Source organism: Brenneria izbisi, from assembly GCF_025840185.1.
GTDB lineage: Bacteria > Pseudomonadota > Gammaproteobacteria > Enterobacterales > Enterobacteriaceae > Brenneria > Brenneria izbisi.
Genome location: NZ_JAMPJU010000001.1, coordinates 118,021 through 135,653 on the forward strand (window position 1 = coordinate 118,021; position 17,633 = coordinate 135,653).

At 47.5% G+C, this 17,633-nt stretch carries 13 protein-coding genes, 1 tRNA gene and 2 pseudogenes; 7 read left to right on the forward strand and 9 right to left on the reverse strand.

What is annotated here, in order from left to right; all coding sequences use genetic code 11:
• Window positions 1–33: 33 nt before the first annotated feature.
• From NC856_RS00565 to NC856_RS00585, 5 genes and pseudogenes are all read left to right on the forward strand, one after another.
• Complete coding sequence (locus tag NC856_RS00565; RefSeq protein ID WP_264088457.1) at window positions 34–1,719, forward strand: alpha-L-rhamnosidase-related protein; 1,686 nt, start codon at window positions 34–36, stop codon at window positions 1,717–1,719.
• Between the two features lie 136 nt (window positions 1,720–1,855).
• The gene (locus NC856_RS00570) at window positions 1,856–3,514 is read left to right on the forward strand and encodes a carbohydrate porin (protein WP_264088458.1); all 1,659 of its coding nucleotides are present in this window, start codon (window positions 1,856–1,858) and stop codon (window positions 3,512–3,514) included.
• A 150-nt stretch (window positions 3,515–3,664) separates the two neighbouring features.
• Window positions 3,665–4,693 (forward strand): nucleoside hydrolase, encoded by a 1,029-nt coding sequence (locus tag NC856_RS00575; protein WP_264088459.1) that lies wholly within the window; start codon window positions 3,665–3,667, stop codon window positions 4,691–4,693.
• A gap of 124 nt (window positions 4,694–4,817) precedes the next feature.
• Window positions 4,818–4,961 (forward strand): annotated as a pseudogene (locus NC856_RS00580) (beta-galactosidase); the annotation flags it as partial.
• Window positions 4,962–5,161: 200 nt separating this feature from the next.
• A pseudogene (locus NC856_RS00585) lies at window positions 5,162–5,399 on the forward strand (contractile injection system protein, VgrG/Pvc8 family); the annotation flags it as partial.
• 122 nt (window positions 5,400–5,521) lie between these two features.
• Here the strand turns inward: NC856_RS00585 and NC856_RS00590 are convergent.
• From NC856_RS00590 to NC856_RS00625, 8 genes are all read right to left on the reverse strand, one after another.
• Window positions 5,522–7,174, reverse strand: a complete 1,653-nt coding sequence (locus NC856_RS00590; RefSeq protein ID WP_264088461.1) for an alpha,alpha-trehalase — start codon at window positions 7,172–7,174, stop codon at window positions 5,522–5,524.
• Window positions 7,175–7,473: 299 nt separating this feature from the next.
• Window positions 7,474–8,898, reverse strand: a complete 1,425-nt coding sequence (gene otsA, locus NC856_RS00595) for an alpha,alpha-trehalose-phosphate synthase (RefSeq protein WP_264088462.1) — start codon at window positions 8,896–8,898, stop codon at window positions 7,474–7,476.
• Complete coding sequence (gene otsB, locus NC856_RS00600; RefSeq protein WP_264088463.1) at window positions 8,895–9,695, reverse strand: trehalose-phosphatase; 801 nt, start codon at window positions 9,693–9,695, stop codon at window positions 8,895–8,897. Before otsB ends, otsA begins: the two co-directional genes overlap by 4 nt.
• Before the next feature lie 546 nt (window positions 9,696–10,241).
• Window positions 10,242–10,318: transfer RNA gene (locus tag NC856_RS00605), tRNA-Val, on the reverse strand.
• A gap of 203 nt (window positions 10,319–10,521) precedes the next feature.
• Window positions 10,522–11,358 (reverse strand): BglG family transcription antiterminator LicT, encoded by an 837-nt coding sequence (gene licT / locus NC856_RS00610; RefSeq protein WP_264088877.1) that lies wholly within the window; start codon window positions 11,356–11,358, stop codon window positions 10,522–10,524.
• A gap of 218 nt (window positions 11,359–11,576) precedes the next feature.
• Window positions 11,577–12,611: a Gfo/Idh/MocA family oxidoreductase gene (locus NC856_RS00615; RefSeq protein WP_264088464.1), complete on the reverse strand. Its 1,035-nt coding sequence runs from the start codon at window positions 12,609–12,611 to the stop codon at window positions 11,577–11,579.
• A 2-nt stretch (window positions 12,612–12,613) separates the two neighbouring features.
• On the reverse strand, window positions 12,614–13,579 hold the full coding sequence (locus NC856_RS00620) for a Gfo/Idh/MocA family protein (RefSeq protein ID WP_264088466.1): 966 nt from the start codon (window positions 13,577–13,579) through the stop codon (window positions 12,614–12,616).
• A gap of 39 nt (window positions 13,580–13,618) precedes the next feature.
• The gene (locus NC856_RS00625) at window positions 13,619–15,010 is read right to left on the reverse strand and encodes a PTS transporter subunit EIIC (protein ID WP_264088467.1); all 1,392 of its coding nucleotides are present in this window, start codon (window positions 15,008–15,010) and stop codon (window positions 13,619–13,621) included.
• Between the two features lie 257 nt (window positions 15,011–15,267).
• On the opposite strand from NC856_RS00625, the gene NC856_RS00630 reads away from it, so the two are divergent.
• Both NC856_RS00630 and NC856_RS00635 read left to right on the forward strand, forming a co-directional pair.
• Window positions 15,268–16,188 (forward strand): LysR family transcriptional regulator, encoded by a 921-nt coding sequence (locus tag NC856_RS00630; RefSeq protein WP_264088468.1) that lies wholly within the window; start codon window positions 15,268–15,270, stop codon window positions 16,186–16,188.
• 120 nt (window positions 16,189–16,308) lie between these two features.
• A complete protein-coding gene (locus NC856_RS00635) occupies window positions 16,309–16,506 on the forward strand; it encodes a tautomerase family protein (protein WP_264088469.1) in 198 nt (65 codons plus the stop codon).
• A 99-nt stretch (window positions 16,507–16,605) separates the two neighbouring features.
• Here the strand turns inward: NC856_RS00635 and NC856_RS00640 are convergent, their stop codons facing one another.
• The gene (locus tag NC856_RS00640; protein WP_264088470.1) at window positions 16,606–17,523 is read right to left on the reverse strand and encodes a LysR family transcriptional regulator; all 918 of its coding nucleotides are present in this window, start codon (window positions 17,521–17,523) and stop codon (window positions 16,606–16,608) included.
• Window positions 17,524–17,633 lie beyond the last annotated feature (110 nt).

Here is a 17,633-nt window from a genome sequence, read left to right on the forward strand (position 1 = left end):
TTTTACGTTTTATCACTGTTGAACGGTATAAACATGAATAGACGGGAATTACTGGTAAAAGCCGCCGTGATTGCTTCATGTATCAAAGCATGGCCTGTGCGCAGCGCACAGACCGGCGAGGCGTCATCGGTGCGCGCGGGCGTCGTATCGACGCCCGCCCAGCGCTATCTGCAACTGGCTGAAGCGTTAACCCCCGCTTTGCCGGAGATGTCTTATCCGGCGCTGGCGGTCGTGGAGGCGAAGGCGGACAAAAGTCACAGGCTGGGGTACGTCATGCGCAAAACCGCCGGCGTGGAAGCATTAACCCAGCGTACTTTTAAAACTGGAGATAGTTTGATTGTCGATTTCGGCAATCATTACACTGGATTTCTGACATTCTTGTTAGGCTGGAAAGGCGTTTCCTGTGATTCGCCGGCGCGTTTGCGTTTGACCTTTGGTGAAGTGGTCACTGATGTCGCGGAGTCTCTTTATCCTTATAACGGCTGGATTAGCGCCGCCTGGCTACCGGAAGAGATTATTAATGTCGATTTTCTTCCCACGCCGGTCAGGATCGCCCGCCGCCACGCTTTTCGCTATGTGAAAATCGATGTGATGGTGACCTCCTCCAACTTCAGCGTCACATTCGATGATCTTCAGGTTCAGGCGGTGTCATCGGCAGGCGAAGACCAGCACCTTCCGGCGCAGTATGACAGTCCTTTGTGGCGAGATATCGATCAGGCCAGTATTCGGACGCTGCACGAATGTATGCAGACCGTTTTCGAAGATGGCCCGAAGCGCGACCGTCGGTTATGGTTGGGCGATTTGCGCCTACAGGCATTAGTAAATTACATCAGTTTCAACAACACGGATTTAGTGCGCCGTTGCCTTTATTTGTTTGCGGGTCTGCAACGTGATGACGGTTATGTCACGGCATGTGTTTATGAAAAACCCGAACCGAGAACCGGCGAGGTGGTGTTGCTTGATTATGCTGCGCTATTCGGTTGTGTGCTGCTGGATTATTTCCATGCCAGTCAGGATAAAGCAACCGTTGTTGACCTGTGGCCGCTGGCGAAAAAACAAATTGAGTTGCTGTTACAACATGTTAATCAGCAAGGCATCTTTGTTGTGCCGGAAAAAGATTATGTTTTTATTGACTGGAATAGTGGAGAAAATCAGGAGGCGGCAACACAAGGGATAGACAAGCAGGCCGCCATGCAGGGTTTGCTGATTTATAGTTGCCAGCGCGTAGTTGAATTAGGAAAGATCATTCACCCGACAGAGAATATGGATGGGTTGATTGAAAAAATAAGTCAAATGACCGTCGCGGCCAGAAAAGTATTTTACGATCCCTCGCTACAGTTATTTATTAGCGGGGAGAATCGTCAAATATCCTGGGCATCACAAATATGGATGGCCTTAGCTAAGGTATTACCACAGAAAGAAGCCGCAATTTCTTTACAGAAAGTGATGGTGACGTCAGAGGCAATTCGACCGCTGACTCCCTATTTATATCATCATATGGTCGATGCGCTGGTGCAGAGTGGATTAATAGCAGAAGCAAAAAAATTGATCGAAAATTATTGGGGGGGAATGATAAAAGCGGGCGCGGATACCTTTTGGGAAGCGTTTGATCCTGATAATCCTCAGGCTTCACCTTATGGTAGTAAACAAATTAATAGCTATTGTCATGCATGGAGTTGTACACCAAGCTATTTCATTCGCAACCGATTTAAAAAATAGAAAAATACTGATGTTAAACAAGTGCGACTAACGCACGAAAACGCTGTATTGATGAATAGTCGCCAACAGGTACTAAAAATAGTATCAGAAATTCCTTTGTCTTTATTTTATTTATGTACTCTACCTGGAAAATATTATGCGTAATAAACATTACCCTTTAAAGCTTATTGTATTATTAATATCATCAGCTATTTTATCTAATAGTGCGATGGCGGCGACATTAACGATAGAGCAAAGATTAGCGTTATTGGAAAAGGAATTAGCGGAAAATAAACAGGAACTGCAATCGACGAGAAATGAGTTACGGGAATATAAAGCCATTGCCGAGCGCCAGCAAGCACCGATGGCGATAAATAGTAGTAAACCTACGGGTGAAGAACGAATAGTGGTGCAATCCTCCTCGGCCACACAGCCAAAATCAACGGATAAATCATTGACGGCGGCAACAACGACGCCTTCTTCCGGCACCACAGAAAACCGATCGCTGACGCTGTCTGAAATCAGTAAATATGTGAAAGAGGATATCGGGTTTTCTTATACCGGTTATTTCAGGTCAGGCTGGGCGACGGGAACCAACGGTTCACCCAAATCTTACGCGATCGGATCGCTCGGACGCTTCGGTAATGAACATACTGGCTGGTACGATCTTATTTTCAGTCAGCGAGTCTACAACAACGATGGCAAGACCGCGCATGCTGTTGTCAGGCTTGATGGTAATGTAGGGCAGCAATACAGTAGCGCCTGGTTTGGCGATACCAATGGAGAAGACGTGCTCCAGTTTTCTGATATGTACCTGACGACAAAAGGATTCCTTCCTTTTGCGCCGGAAGCGGATTTCTGGGTGGGGAAACATGTCCTGCCGGTGTATGAAATTCAGATGCTGGACTGGAAAAGCGACCGTATATTTGCCAGTGCTGGCGTAGGGATAGAAAACCTGAATGCCGGACCCGGCAAGCTCGATTTTTCATTGACGCGGGAAGATATTGATGTCTATGCAAGGGAATATGAAAATCCCAATATCGGCAGCAATGCGGACAAAACCCAGATGAATACCAATACGTTGGAATTCAGGTATAAAGATATTCCTTTATGGGAGAATGGCGCGTTAACATTCATCGGTAAATATGTCATGGCCAATAAAACCGATGGTCAAAAAGTCAATGAAAATAATGATACCTTCTTTAAAATGAGAGATACGTATCTGGCAACCGCCATATTAAAGCAGGATCTTGATCGCGGTGGATTTAATGAATTCACGCTCCAGTCAGCAAATAATTCCATCGCCAGCGGCTTTGCCCGTTATGATGATTCCAACCCGTCAATCGGACAAGGCGGCAATTATTACGGCGATCATACCGGTGGCAAAGCGTACCGCCTGATTTCTCAAGGAGAAGTATATTTACATGACAAGGTTATTATGGCCAACGCCTTAGTATATTCATGGGGCAACGATATATATAGCTATGAAACCGGCGCCAACAGTGATTTTGACAGCATTCGCACGGTTATTCGTCCTGCCTACATCTGGGATACTTATAATCAGACTGGCGTGGAGTTAGGCTGGTTTACGCAGAAAAACAAGGATAAGAGCGGTGTCAGTTACCGGGAATCCGGTTACAAGACCACCTTGTATCATGCACTGAAAGTCGATACCAGCCTGCTGAATTCCCGGCCTGAAATACGGTTTTACGGCACCTATTTAAAAGTGCTGGATAACGAGCTTTCGTCATTCGAATTCCCGGATAGTAAAAAAGATCAGTTTACCGTTGGCGTTCAGGCCGAGGTCTGGTGGTAACTCCGTTTTCAATCCCGGTATCGTGCTGACGATACCGGTTTTTATCCGTCATCCGGCAAGCGTTTCGCTTGCCGCTACGTTCTCTTTGCCTTGTCATCATGTCAGTTAATGGTACGACAACATATCGACTTACTATTTAAGGAAACGAACATGATTCTGGTTATTCACCGTCGCTGTTCTTTTTGGCTCCGCCGTCTGGCGCTAGGGATGTTGGCATGCAGCGCTTTTTCTGTCGCGGCGGCGCCGCAAGATCTGCCTTTTGATGTGGCGCCGTATAAACAGATACGCGTCATCATCAGCGCCGATGCCAAAAATGAGGCCGACGACGATTTTGCCGTGGCGCATGCCGTACTGACGCCCACCATGAAAGTAAAAGGGCTGATTGCCGCTCACTATGCGCGAACCGCGCCGATGATGCAGCGAGATGGGCAAAACAGCATGCTCGAAAGCTACAACGAGCTGCGGCATTTGATGAAAGTCATGGGGAAAACGTCAATTCCAGTTTATCGCGGCGCGACGCAGGCAATGCAAAAAGGCGAAGCCTCCGCTGCGTTAAGCGAAGGCGCGAAAATGTTGATTGAGGAAGCGCTGAAGACCGACAGCACACCGCTGTTTGTACTGGTCATGGGACCGGTTACCGACATTGCCGCCGCGTTGCGGGCGGAACCGCGCATTGCATCCAAAATGACGGTTGTCTGGATCGGCGGCATGCCTTACCCACAAGGCGGATGGGAATACAATATGTTCAATGATCCCATTGCCGCTAATGAAGTCTTCAAATCATCGGTTCCGTTGTGGCAAGTGCCGCACAATGTTTATATGTCGATGCGCGTCTCACTGGCGGAATTGGCCGCACGCGTTAAACCGCAAGGTGAAGTCGGGGCGTACTTATGGCAGCAACTGATTGATTTCAACAAGATGATTTCCGCTATTGTTAAAGATGTTCCCTGGCCGAAAAGCGAGGTGTGGGTTTTGGGCGATAATCCATCGGTGGCTTTGTTGCTTGATGATCATGAATACCATTACACCTTGCGTGACGCGCCGCTGCTGAATGACGATCTGACCTACGCTCCCCAACCCGGCGCGCGTCAGATACGCGTTTATCATGCCGTTGACGCTCGTTTTACGCTGGAGGATTTTTACGCCAAGTTGATGCTGAGCTATGGGGGTAAAAAATAAGAAAGTCCCTGCGTCACATCATGAAATACAGCGTTCTGGCCTGTGGCGTGTGTCCATTGCTGGGCAGCGCGCAGAATAAACCGGTCGACAATCTGTTGCTCTATGGGGGGCTTACTACGACGAGTACGTGCCCAATGATCGCCTCAATGAAGATATCAGGATGATGAAAGCGGTGGAGATGAATGTGGAGCGTGTCGCGGCGTTCACCTGGAACTCGCTGGAAGTTGAAGAGGGCGTGTTTGATTTCAGCCATATTGATCGGTTTTGAATGCGATGAAGAAAGCCGGAATCAACGTCATCGCCGGAACGCCAACCTATGTCGTACCCAGTTGGCTGGTAAAAAATACCCGGACATTCTGGCGATGACGTCCGCAGGACAATACAAATCCGGCCCGCGCCAGAATATGGATATCATCAATCCTCGTGCTGAGATAGCCGCAAATAAGCGGCACATTCAAGCGAGTGTAAGCGCTTAACCAGCCGTTTGCCTTGTCCTGTCGCTGAACCTGGTCAGCCCCTTGCCGGGTATCGACGTTGGCGCTGTACTGGAACCGCCGTGCGAACTTCTGGTGTGTGGTACGAGAGCGAGCTCAAGCGCCGCGTCAGCGTGATAGTCAGCGCTTTCGCCCAAGAAGGCGACACCGGTTTTCGCCGCACCCGCTATCAGGCGGAAGTGCGTCCCGCGCTGTGGCGCTTAGGCTTAAAACTGCTTAGAGAGAGGGATGGATGGGCACTCGGCTTTGAGTGAGTGCCTGGTGGAAGAATGGCACTGGCAATGACGAGCCGAAAATCATCATTAGAGAAAAACACCGTCAAAGAAGAACATCCTCAGAAATGTTCTCCGTACAGGCCAATCAAGCGGCGCACAACGCCATTCGTCCAGCCGAAACCATCCTGAAGCGGGTATTCGCCCCCGCCGCCTTCACGCGGCATACCGCCAGCGATATGGTATTTTTCAATCAGCTTATGGTGTTGCCGGTAAAAAAGGTTCACCGTGGTTAGCCAACTGCGCGCAATTTCATCGCCAAGTGCATCATTGCCGTACAGTTTAAAGCCCTGAACCGCCATCCATTGCAGCGGCGCCCAACCGTTGGGTTTATCCCATTGTTCACCGGTTTCATACTCGGTTGCCATGAGTCCCCCTGGCGTGAGCAGGCGTGCGCGCACCGCTTCCGCCAATCTGTCGGCCTGTTCGTGGGTGGCGAGCCCCACATAGAGCGGCACGATGCTGGCGGCGGAAAAGAGCGCGATCTGCTGGCGCCGCCAGTCATAGTCGCGAAAACACCCATCCTGCGCATCCCATAGATAACGAGTGACCGCCGTGCGCCGATCTTCCGCTTTCTGGCGAAATAGCGCCTCTGTTTCTCTGTCTCCTTTCAATACAGAGATATTGGCGATGGCGCTCTCCAGCTTGTAAAGAAACGCATTGAGATCCACCGGAATGAACTGTGTCGTGCGAATGCTGGCGAGACGATGGGCATCACGCAGCCAGCGCGACGAGTAGTCCCACCCTGACGCCGCTCCCGCTCGCAGATCCCGATAAACCTCATTCGCCGGTCGACCGGACAGTTTGGCGGTTTCCACATCTTCCAGCCAGGATTCGTCACGCGGGGTGTCTCTGTCATCCCAATAGCGGTTTAGCAGCGCGCCGTCCGGCATCCGCACAACGTGGCGATAAGCCTGATTTGGCGCCAGAGATTCAGCGCCGTCCATCCAGAAAGCATACTCTTTCATCAGATGATCCAGATAGCGCCGGGCGCCGCGCACGCCATCTTCTTCAAATAACTCCACCATCAGCGCGAATACCGGCGGTTGTGAGCGGCTGAGGTAATAGGTGCGATTCCCGTTGGGAATATGACCGTAAGTTTCAATCATCCAGGCGAAATTATCCGCCATACAGCGCAGCAGATCGTTGCGCCCGCTTTCCGCCAACCCCAGCATGGTAAAGTAGGAGTCCCAGTAATAGGTCTCGCTGAAACGGCCACCCGGCACGATATAAGCTTGCGGCAGCGGCAGCAGCGACGACCACGGAATATGATCCTGAGGTTCGCGCGTCAATACGACCCACAGATTATCGATATGCTCTTTGAGGGAATTATCGGGATTGGAGACATACTCATTATCATAGCTTTCCGGTAGCCAGAAATGTTGTTCGACAAATTGCCTCAGATCAAAATCAGGTTCCCTTTTCATCCGGCGGTAGCGCAAGAGAATATCCAGCGGATCGATTTTTGGCGCGCAGTCGGGGAAAGTCTTACTGTCGGCAAAAATACGCGATGACTGCACCTGTGCGAACAGTTCCAGATAGCGATCGGCGGGCGTCAGCGCATCGGATGGCGGCAACCCTTCGATCATTTCTGGTTCGGGTTCCGCTTCGAGCATGCTATCCAGTGTTAACTCGACGGGTTCCGGTTGGTATTGGCGATTTTTGTCGCCATCGGATCCCTCTGATTCAGTAACGTGTAATTTCTGGTTAAACATCTGCTAAGAACCTCAGTATTGCGTTGTAAAAATAGGGATGTCTCTCTATTAAATGTCTCTCTATTAAGTGTAGACAGTTGTTTCATCAGTCATGGCGAAAAGTGTGCTTCCCGTCACATTTTATGATTATCAGCAAAGGCCGGAAAAATAGATAACGTATTATTTATAAAAAGGAAAATAATAACCATCTCCCAATGCGCCACAATAAAATTCGGTTGCAACAATTTATTAATGGCCCCGGTTAACGGGGCAGGAAAGAGAAGGGGTAATCGATGATGGCGGCTGAAACCAGCATGGCGTTACAAGCTTGTCATGCCGGTGGCTGGGCCATGTTCGGCACTGCGTGGCTGGATAGTTCGCAGGTCTTGCAGATAACTTTCACGCCAATGGGTGATATCATTTTTACGCAGTACCGCCATCATGTCGTTATAACGTGTGAGGCGCTCGGCCAGCGGCATGGTTAGCGCTTTATCCAGCGCCGCCGCCACATCATCCCGATCGTAAGGGTTGACGATAAGCGCGGCGGTCAGTTCATTGGCCGCGCCAGCAAAGCGCGATAACACCAGTACGCCCGGATCTTCAGGATCCTGTGCCGCCACATACTCTTTCGCCACCAGATTCATGCCATCACGCAGCGGCGTGACCAGCCCGACATCGGTCAGACGAAATATTTTCATTAGCAGCCGACGGTCGAAATGCTGGTTGAGATAGTAGAGCGGTGTGCGATTCAGGGTGCCGTATTTGCCGTTAATCCGCCCGACTTCCATCTCCAGTTGATGGCGGATATCCTGATAAGCCTGCACATCTCCGCGTGAAGTCGGCGCGATTTGCGAATAGCGAACCTTGCCGCGATGTTGCGGGTAGTGCTCAAGCAACGCTTCATACGCCAGAAAGCGTTCCGGCAGCCCTTTGGTATAATCCAGTCGCTCGCAGGAAATAATGTTTTGCGCATCGCCAAGCTCGCGTTTCATCTCCGCCATTTTGGGCGGCAGCGGCCCTTCCGCCATTTCTTTGATGCTGTCCGGCTCTATGCCTATCGGATAAACTTCCGTCATAAACGTATTCCCGAACGCGCAATAGCTGTCGTTCCCGGACTGCTGCAACGTGGTCAGTTGCCTGAGATTGTCGAGAAACGCGCTCCGGTCGCTTTCCGTCTGGAAGCCGAGCAAATCATATTCGCACATCATTTTCAGCAGTGCTTCGTGCGTGGGCAGCGCGTTGAATATTTCCGGCGTGGGGAAGGGAATATGCAGGAAGAACCCGATACGGTTATTCACGCCAATTTTGCGCAACGCGGCGGCAAACGGCAGTAAATGATAATCATGGATCCACAGAATATCATCCGGCTTGATCAACGGCTGTAACCGCTTCGCCAGCAATTCATTAACCCGACAGTAACCGTCCCAGGCTTCGCGTTGAAACTGCACCAGATCGATACGGTAATGGAATGCCGGCCAGATGACGGCATTGGAGAACTGACAGTAATAAAGATCGTAATCATTTTGGTTGAGCGGAACCGAGGCATAAGTGATGCCGTCGTTTTCGGTCAGACTCAAATCATCCTCTTCTTCCCCGGATATTTCACTTATTTCTCCGTTCCAGCCAAACCATACACCCCCGGTGGTTTTCAATGCATCCAGAATACCTACGGCCAGTCCGCCAGCGCTTGACTTCGACCTGTCAGGAATAGCGATACGGTTAGATACGACAACCAGACGACTCATAACCTTAACTCCTTACCGACGTTATCTTGCTTTAGTTGTAAGAGTAATTGTTCAAGCCAGCCATGAACGTCCGCTACCTGTTTGAGGCGGTAGCGGGCATGGCCTGAACCGTCTCCGACCTTAACGGAAACGCCCTGCATGGCGTTTACTGCCAGAAATCCTCTCTCATCCGTCAGATCATCGCCAACAAAAACCGGAATGCGCCCGGCGAAAGGGGCTTCTTGCATAAAGGCGTCAATCGCCGCGCCTTTATCTATTCCTCGCGGTTTTATCTCCACCACGCACTTACCCGGCTGTAGCGTGAGTTGAGGAAATCGGGCTACGGCGGATTGCGCCAGAGCCAGCACCTGCCGCTGATACTTTCGCGCCTGACGATAGTGCAGTGCGAAGGCCATGCCTTTGGCTTCCAGCAAGGTATCCGGCATGCTGGCCATTCCATGCTCCAGCATCCGCCGCAGGGATTCTGTTACTTCCACCGGCAACATGACGCGATGCAGATCCCCGTCGGCGTCACGCCGTTCGGCGCCGTGTACTCCCGCCAGCGGAAACCTGAGCGGGGCGATCAGTTTATCAAGCTGGTCGATGGGTCGGCCAGATACCAGCGCCAACGCGCCGTAACACGCAACCGACAGCGCTTGCAAATTATTGCGAACAGCGCCAGGGATGACAACCGCTTCCGGTTCTGGTTGAATCTCCGCCAGCGTACCGTCCACATCGAAAAAGAACGCGTATCGTCCACCGCCCAGTACCGGGGGGGAAGGGATCTCTGAGGTGTTTTCCGTGGCAATGGTGGTCAAACCGATTCTCCTGTCTGCAGGCTGTTAGGCGATTTATGGTTGCGATACCGTGGCGCGAGTCAAGTGATGTTTCTGAATCGTCATCGCTTGAAGAGTGTCTGATGCCACGATGAAGAAGGAAAGCGCCGCAACCGAAATAACATGAAGTGAGTTGGCAGGATAAAAAAGCTTATTTTTTGATAAATCCGTTGATATACACGCGACAATTGAATAAACACAAGCCAAAACAGCAACCTGATTGTGAACATCATTATGGTTCAGTATAGACGCCGGCGGATATTTTTCCAGAACATCTAGCCGATCTCAGATCGAACGGTAGCAGCCTAATGACCATTTTTTAGTTCGGCATGATGTTAGCCGCGGATTAAACAGGCGGTCATTTGAATTATATTGTTATTATTTATCAATATGTTAGTGATAAGTATGCCGAATGCTGCTGTTGCGTCTCTATAAGGATGAACAACGCCATAGCGAGAGGTAGGGATAAGTTCTAGGACTTGTGGCTACAGTTATTAAGTTAGCCAGGGACGGCGACAGGACATGAATTGGTACGACCGAGTGGACTCGAACCACCGACCCCCACCATGTCAAGGTGGTGCTCTAACCAACTGAGCTACGGTCGTACAGGATATGTTGGTTCTTATGACAGATAGCCAATGAACTAACATTTTGATTTCAAACGCTTCTTTCTTTCCAGTAACTGGAATGGGCATCATTATGGCGTCGTCCGGGATGGATGGCAAGCCTTTTATCTACCATGATCGGTCAATTGCCGAATGTTTCATCAGATGAGGGCGGGGCAGAACATTACGTGAACAAAACCGGTTTAAATCTGACCATCTTTACGGATCCGTTCGATATGAATGGCAAGAAACATCACTTCTTCTGTTGTTAATTCATACTGATAGTGATTCAGTAGATGCGTTTGAATCGTTTCCGCACAATGCCACGCCTGACCATAATTGATTTTAATCGCAGCGTGTAAATCGGTATCGTCATCCTGAACCGTAGCGCGATTCAACATTCGCTGGGCAAAGAACTTCAGATGCGTAACAAAGCGATGGTAACTTAAGTTATCCTCTTTATATTCCAATTTGAGTTGAAATTTAGTGATATCCAGAACTTCATTAACTATTTGAGTAATATGGATTACCTCAGGCATTTCATTACCGAGTTGTGCCGTGACCAGATGTAATGCGATGAAGCCGGCTTCATCTTCAGTCATTCTGACGCCCAGACGGTTGTCAATAATATCAAGCGCTTCAAGACCCAGTTGATATTCTTTTGGATAAAGGCGCTTTATCTCCCATAACAATACGTTTCTGATATTTATGCCTTTCTTATGACGTTCAAGCGCAAAGTAGCAGTGATCGGTCAGTGAGATATAAATATTTTCCTGCAATTCCCCCAGTTTTTGCTTGGATAAATTGATAATACGATCGCAGGTCGTCATGACGTCAATAGGGATCTGGCCGAGTAGTTCGCTTAATCTGGATGTGATTTCATCGTTTTTTAAAGCAAATACTTTTTCAATTTTGCTGACATCAAGGATATCGCTGGCTTTTTTCTGAAAACCGATACCAAGCCCCATAACGACTTGCTCTCGATGGTTTTCGTCCAAGACCACAACAATATTGTTGTTAATGACTTTGGCAATTTTCATCATAACCTCGAAAAACCTGAAAAAAATCAGATTTTACCTGCCGATGAAGTAACAAATATGCGTGATAAATTAGCACTTTATTCGTTTAAATTCAACATGAAGCAATATTTGGGGTTTTGATTAAAGTGAGAGGGATAATTAGCGTAAACGCAGGATGGAAAAATAACGGTAAGAGCGGGAATGAAGTACAAAAAGCCCCATCATTCCCACGATCACGATTATTTCAGTTGAGCCGTTCCTTCCTCCAGGAAGGATATTTGCAATATCGTCTGCTCATCAGAAACAAATTTTTCTTTACCATTAACGATGGATTCATAAAGCGCATCATGAAAACGTCCATAATCGCCTACTTCGGAAATGACTTTCTCTTCATGATAAGTCCCTTCAGCATCATAATAAATAATGGTTCCGTAATCACTGGGATTATCAATGCCAAAATCAGCGTGATCAGGAAAGTAAAAGAGTTTTAAATGTTCTTCCTGTCGATCTTTTTTCTCTTTAATGAACATCCCGCGTTTACCATAGACGACGAAGCTAGGACGTTCTTTTACTCTGAAGAAGCTGGATTTCACCGATACTTTAACGATGCCATAATATAAATCCAGGTCAAAATAATCATTCATTCTGCCTTCGCCAAGCAACTGGCGAACATCATAATGAATATGATCAGGATTACCAAAATAAGACAATACCTGATCTAAGGTATGACAACCATGACCATATAAGTAGGTATCAACCTGCACATACTTTTTACACTGTTCCGGGACGTAAGGCCGATAATAGTCATAATGCATTTCTACTTCTAACAGATCGCCTAATTTTCCAGATTCAATAACTTTCTGAACCGTGAGGAAATCGCTGTCAAATCTTCTGTTTTGATAGCATTGGATCACCAGATTCTTATTTTTCGCCAATTCGAATAATTCTTTTGCCTGGCTGGTGGTGTGAGTGAAGGGTTTCTCTACCAGACAATGCTTATTGGCATTAAGAACCTGCTTTGCCAGTTCATAATGGGTGACGGCAGGCGTACAGACCACGATCAGATCAATATCGGGATCGTTTAACAGAACATTGATATCGTTTGTGTATATAACATCAGGGATCGCATCCCAGTCTTTTTTCCCTTTACTTGGGGAGTAAATGGTTTTTACGTGAAACTTTTCTTTTCTCTGTAATACAAAAGGTAAATGGTATCTATTGGTGCTTTTACCATTTCCGATATAACCAACGGTAAGTATTTTATCACTTTTCATTTTTAACAACCTCCTTTATTGACTCTCGCGGAATCAATAATATCCAAAGCCATCAGACTGATGTTCAACATAGCATGAGCGCGCTCATAATCCAAATTATCTATGATGTGAGAAAACGCGTTGAACTCATAATATAGCCGGTGTTTATTGTCGTTCCCATCAATTAATTCCGATTCACCCGTATTTTTATTGAACGTGAACGCTTTCAGAATATTCATAGAGCTTTCTATGACAATGTTACCTTCAGTCCCTTGAATCGATATCATAATCGGCGCTTTGCAATCCTTTGCGCCGATACTGGATACTTTGAATTGGCCATAATCTAAATAGAGAATACCACTGGTATCGACTCCTTTTTCAACATTCGCAAAGTATTGCGATGATTTTGGTGAACCAAACAATCCAATAATGGAATGTATGTTATAAATATTCAAATCCATCAATGCACCGCCGTATTTTTTCGGATCGAATGCAGGATGAATGATACCTTGCTTAAAATCCGCATATCTTGATGAATACTGACTGTAATTAAATTGGGCGATTTTTATTTCACCTAGCGCCTTGATTTTTTCTTTCAGTAACGCAAAAGCAGGCAGGTAATGAATATTCATTGCCTCAAGAATTATCAGGTTGTTAGCCTGAGCGATCTGTTGCAATTCAATAAGCTCGGATTTATAAGGAACAATCGGTTTTTCTATAATGACGTGCTTGCCTTTTTCAAGGGCTTTTTTTGCAAAAGAAAAATGTAAATGATTCGGTAGCGCGATATAGATGGTATCAACATCGCTTTGCAGCAGACGGTCATAGTCAACAAAAACGTGGCGGATCCCATAGGTGGCGCTTAATTTATGACCTTCTTCTACGGTGGCTTCTGTTGCCAAAATAGCGACTAACTTGATATCCAGATCGTTGATCGTGGTAAGTAAATCATGAACGATCATTCCGGTACCGATAATTCCAATTTTCATAGATTATCTCTACTTATTTAAGGGTATAATTGATTTTCATTAATCTTTAGGATCATCCCATCCTAAAATTAACGTCATGATAAAGCATAGTATGAAAGATATTATCACTGCGGCAACCGCATAAATTAAATTAGCGTACTCACTGCTTTTCATAAACATTAATATCGCTACCAGAGAAGGCACGCCAAATGAATAGGCTTTAAGCGAAACCATACCGATAAAGACGCCCGTTATACCTGACCCAATCATCGTCGCAATAAAGGGCTTGCGAAGTTTTAATGCCACGCCGTAAATGACAGGTTCGGTTATGCCGGATATCGCCGCGGTGATGAAACCGGAGATAGAAATGGCTTTCAGATTGGTATTTTTGGTTTTCCAGGCAACGGCGGCACTGGCTGCGGAAAATCCGATATTCACCGCCAACATACAAGGCAATACGATGGATTCATGTCCGGTCGTGCCCAATGAACTAATCATATAGGGCACCATCGCCCAATGCATACCTGTAACGATCAAAAATGGCAATATTGCTGAAAAGATACCTAATGTTAACCAGCTAAAACTTCCCTGACTGGCCGAAATAATTATCGACGCGATCCCTGAACCAATAATATTTCCCAATGGCGCCAGCAGAATCAATGAAATAGGAACACAAATCAGTAATATCAACATAGGTTTGAAAATTGTTTTAGCCCATCCTGAAATATACTTATCGGTGATCGGTTCTATTACGGATAAAAAATAGACAATAAGGAAAGCGGGAATGACAGATGAAGCATAATGTGAAGCTACAACAGGCACGGTCAAGAATGACGAATTCCCTTGTGTAAACATCGCAATAAGATCAGGATGAATGAGAATACTGACGATGACGACCGATAACATCGGGCTACATTTCATCTTTATTGCTGCTGAATAAGCCACCATGATGGGCATAAAGTAAAAAGCGGCATCGCTGATTATGCCGAGCAGTTTGATGGTGGGATATTCCGTCGATACATTGAATAGCTCTAAAACCAAGAGAAGTATCTTAATCATCCCGCCGCCAATAAGCACTGGCAGCAGGGAACTCATGGTTCCGGTAATAACATCAAGGATTGAATTTCCGATTTCTTTTATTGAAAAAGTTTTACTGGGTGCTAATTGATTCTCTTTTGGTTCGGCTGACGGGCCGATATTATCATCTACTGCTATCAGTTTCATCAAATCAGTGTAAAAGCGGGATACATCCGTCCCAACGATTACCTGATATTGTCCACCTCGACGCGAGATCCCTATTACGCCGGTGATACTTTTGATGCGCTCATCATCAATTGTATCGTCTTTTTTCAATACAAACCTTAAACGCGTCATGCAATGGGATAGCGAAACAATGTTTTCCACTCCACCTATTTCACGCAGTATGGCTGATGCTGAGTCTACTGTTGTCATAATACAAATCCACCTTGATTTTAGGGGAAAAAAAAACCTGATTTGGCGAAATTTCTATTGAAACGGAAATTTCGCCAAATCAGGTTTTGCCTGCTGTGCAGTCACAATCCACGCACATAGTTTAATAAAAAACTGACGTTGACAATCTCATCAACACAATATTGTGATGAGTATCTCATCACTAACTGAATTACTGTTGCTGCGGATTATGGTAGGCTGCAATGCTTACCTGAAATATTCTTCTTGAGCGTTGAATTATGACCCCTGTACTGCTTGCAGATACGCTGAAAGAAATAACGTATTTTGTCGCGGCGGCAAGTGCGCAAAGTTTCACCGCCGCCGCGGAAGAATTGGGAATAACCAAATCCGCCATTGGCAAAAGTATCCGTCGCCTTGAAGAAAAGCTTGGCACCCCGCTTTTTCATCGCACCACCCGCAAGATAAGTCTGACCACCGAAGGCGCAGCCTATCTGACGAGTTGTCTCAGCGCGCTGGACACACTCAACGCGGCTGAACTGGCGTTACGCTCTAAACTCACAGAACCTTGCGGCACGGTCCGCATTGATATGCCAGCCGCATTCGGCCGTTCCATTATGATGCCTATTTTGTTGGGAATGACCGAACGTTATCCACATCTGAAGCTGACGGTGACTTTCAATGACAAGGTGATTGATCCACTGGATGCGGGATTCGACCTGGCCATACGGTTTGGCGCGATGAAAGATCACCCGGATTTGGTGGCGCGCCAACTTAATAAACAGCATTTGATCCTCTGCGCTTCCCCCGGATATCTGGCTCGCCACGGCGTTCCTCAAACGCTGGAGGATCTTGCTCAACACCGGTGTGTGATGGCATGGCGGGGCGGTTCGCCGCTGAGTTGGTTGATACAAGGCGCGGACGGTCGGGATGTCAAATTCAACCCGACGCCTTTCCATCAGATCAGTGATGGTGATGCCATGATTGAAGCGTGTATTACGGGCGCCGGGATCGTGCAGTTTCCTGAGTTATTGCTGCGACCTTTTATTGAACAACAGACGTTGACACCTATACTGTCGGCGCTTGCGCCATCGCCCACTGAACTGAACGTTATCTGGCCGCGCTCCCGTCACTTATTGCCGGGCGTGCGCTTTATCGTTGATGAGTTGCTGAGATTGTCTGCGCAAAACGCCTTTACCTGATTGTAGAATAATATTCTACTCTGCGTCATCCACTGATATGTTTATCAACTATCGCTGTGAGACTATGCTTCTTCACAATGTCAGCTAAACTGATAAATCAGACCGTAAAGGAGAAATATCATGCCGGTAGTTAATATTCAGATGTTCGATGGTCGTGATAGCGCAAAGGCCGCTATTGCCAAAGACGTGACGGAATCCATTGCCAAACACGCGAATGTCGATCCGCAATATGTGTATGTCATTTTCAATGACGTAAAAACCGAAAACTGGGCGATTTCTGGTGAGATTTTTGCGGAAACATTGAAAAAATCAGGCTGAAAATAGGGTTTGCCTGATGTGTCTATCCTGTCTTTAAATACCGGGCCGTTGTCACCCTCTCAACGACCCGGTATTACTAAGCCGAGCCCGGCGTGGTGACTATTTATTACGTTTACCAAATTCCTCCTTATGACGGTTACCAAATTCCGCCGTCACAAAATCGAGAAAACTTCGTAATTTAGGGGTGAGCCTGCGATCAGGCGCATAGAGCGCATGCAACGGTCGGCTGGGGACATTATAGCCCGCTAATACTCGCACCAGTTCTCCTGTCGCTAGCAAAGGATTAACCAATTCCACGGGTTGCATCATGACTCCCATGCCTGATAACGCCGCGCGAGTCATTGCTTCGCCGCTGTCGATAAGCAAGCGTCCCGTCACCGGGACTTGTACGATGCCGGATGCCGTTTCATATACCCACTGCGTTCTGAGGGTGGTATGGGTAAAGATGAGGCACTCATGGTTTACTAAATCTTGTGGTTGCGTCAGCGGCGGCGCGCTGGCGAGATAGGCTGGCGATGCGCAGGTGACAAGCTGATAAGGAGCAAGTTTTTTAGCCATCAGGCCACTGTCAATTAGTTCTCCGACGCGAAAAACCATATCGTAACCCTCATCGATCAAGTCAACCATACGATTTGACAACGTCAGTTCAATAGAGATATCCGGGTAGGCCTTGAGATAGCGCGGCAGCAACGGGGACAGGGCATTGATGCCGAAAGTCACCGGCGCATTAATGCGCAAGCGTCCGCTGGGTATCGCTCTGGCCTGCGCAGCAAAGGACTCCGCGGCTTCCACTTCGGCGAGGATTATCTTACAGCGTTCGTAAAAATGGCGACCGGACTCCGTTAGGCTGTGTTGCCGGGTGGTGCGATTAATCAGCCGCACGCCCAGATGTTGTTCCAGCATGGAGACATGTTTTCCCACCAATTGCGGTGACATGGTCAACACTTCAGCGGCAGCAGTGAAGGAGCCGGTTTCAACCGCCCGGACAAAGACGCTCATACTGGTCAGTCTATCCATTCCAAACTCGCTGTTTCAAATGTACGCGCAATATCGCTATTTAACCCAATAAGCGTACAGAATAGCGTTATCTGTTATGAAACACACTCAGAACCATGAAAGGACAGCCG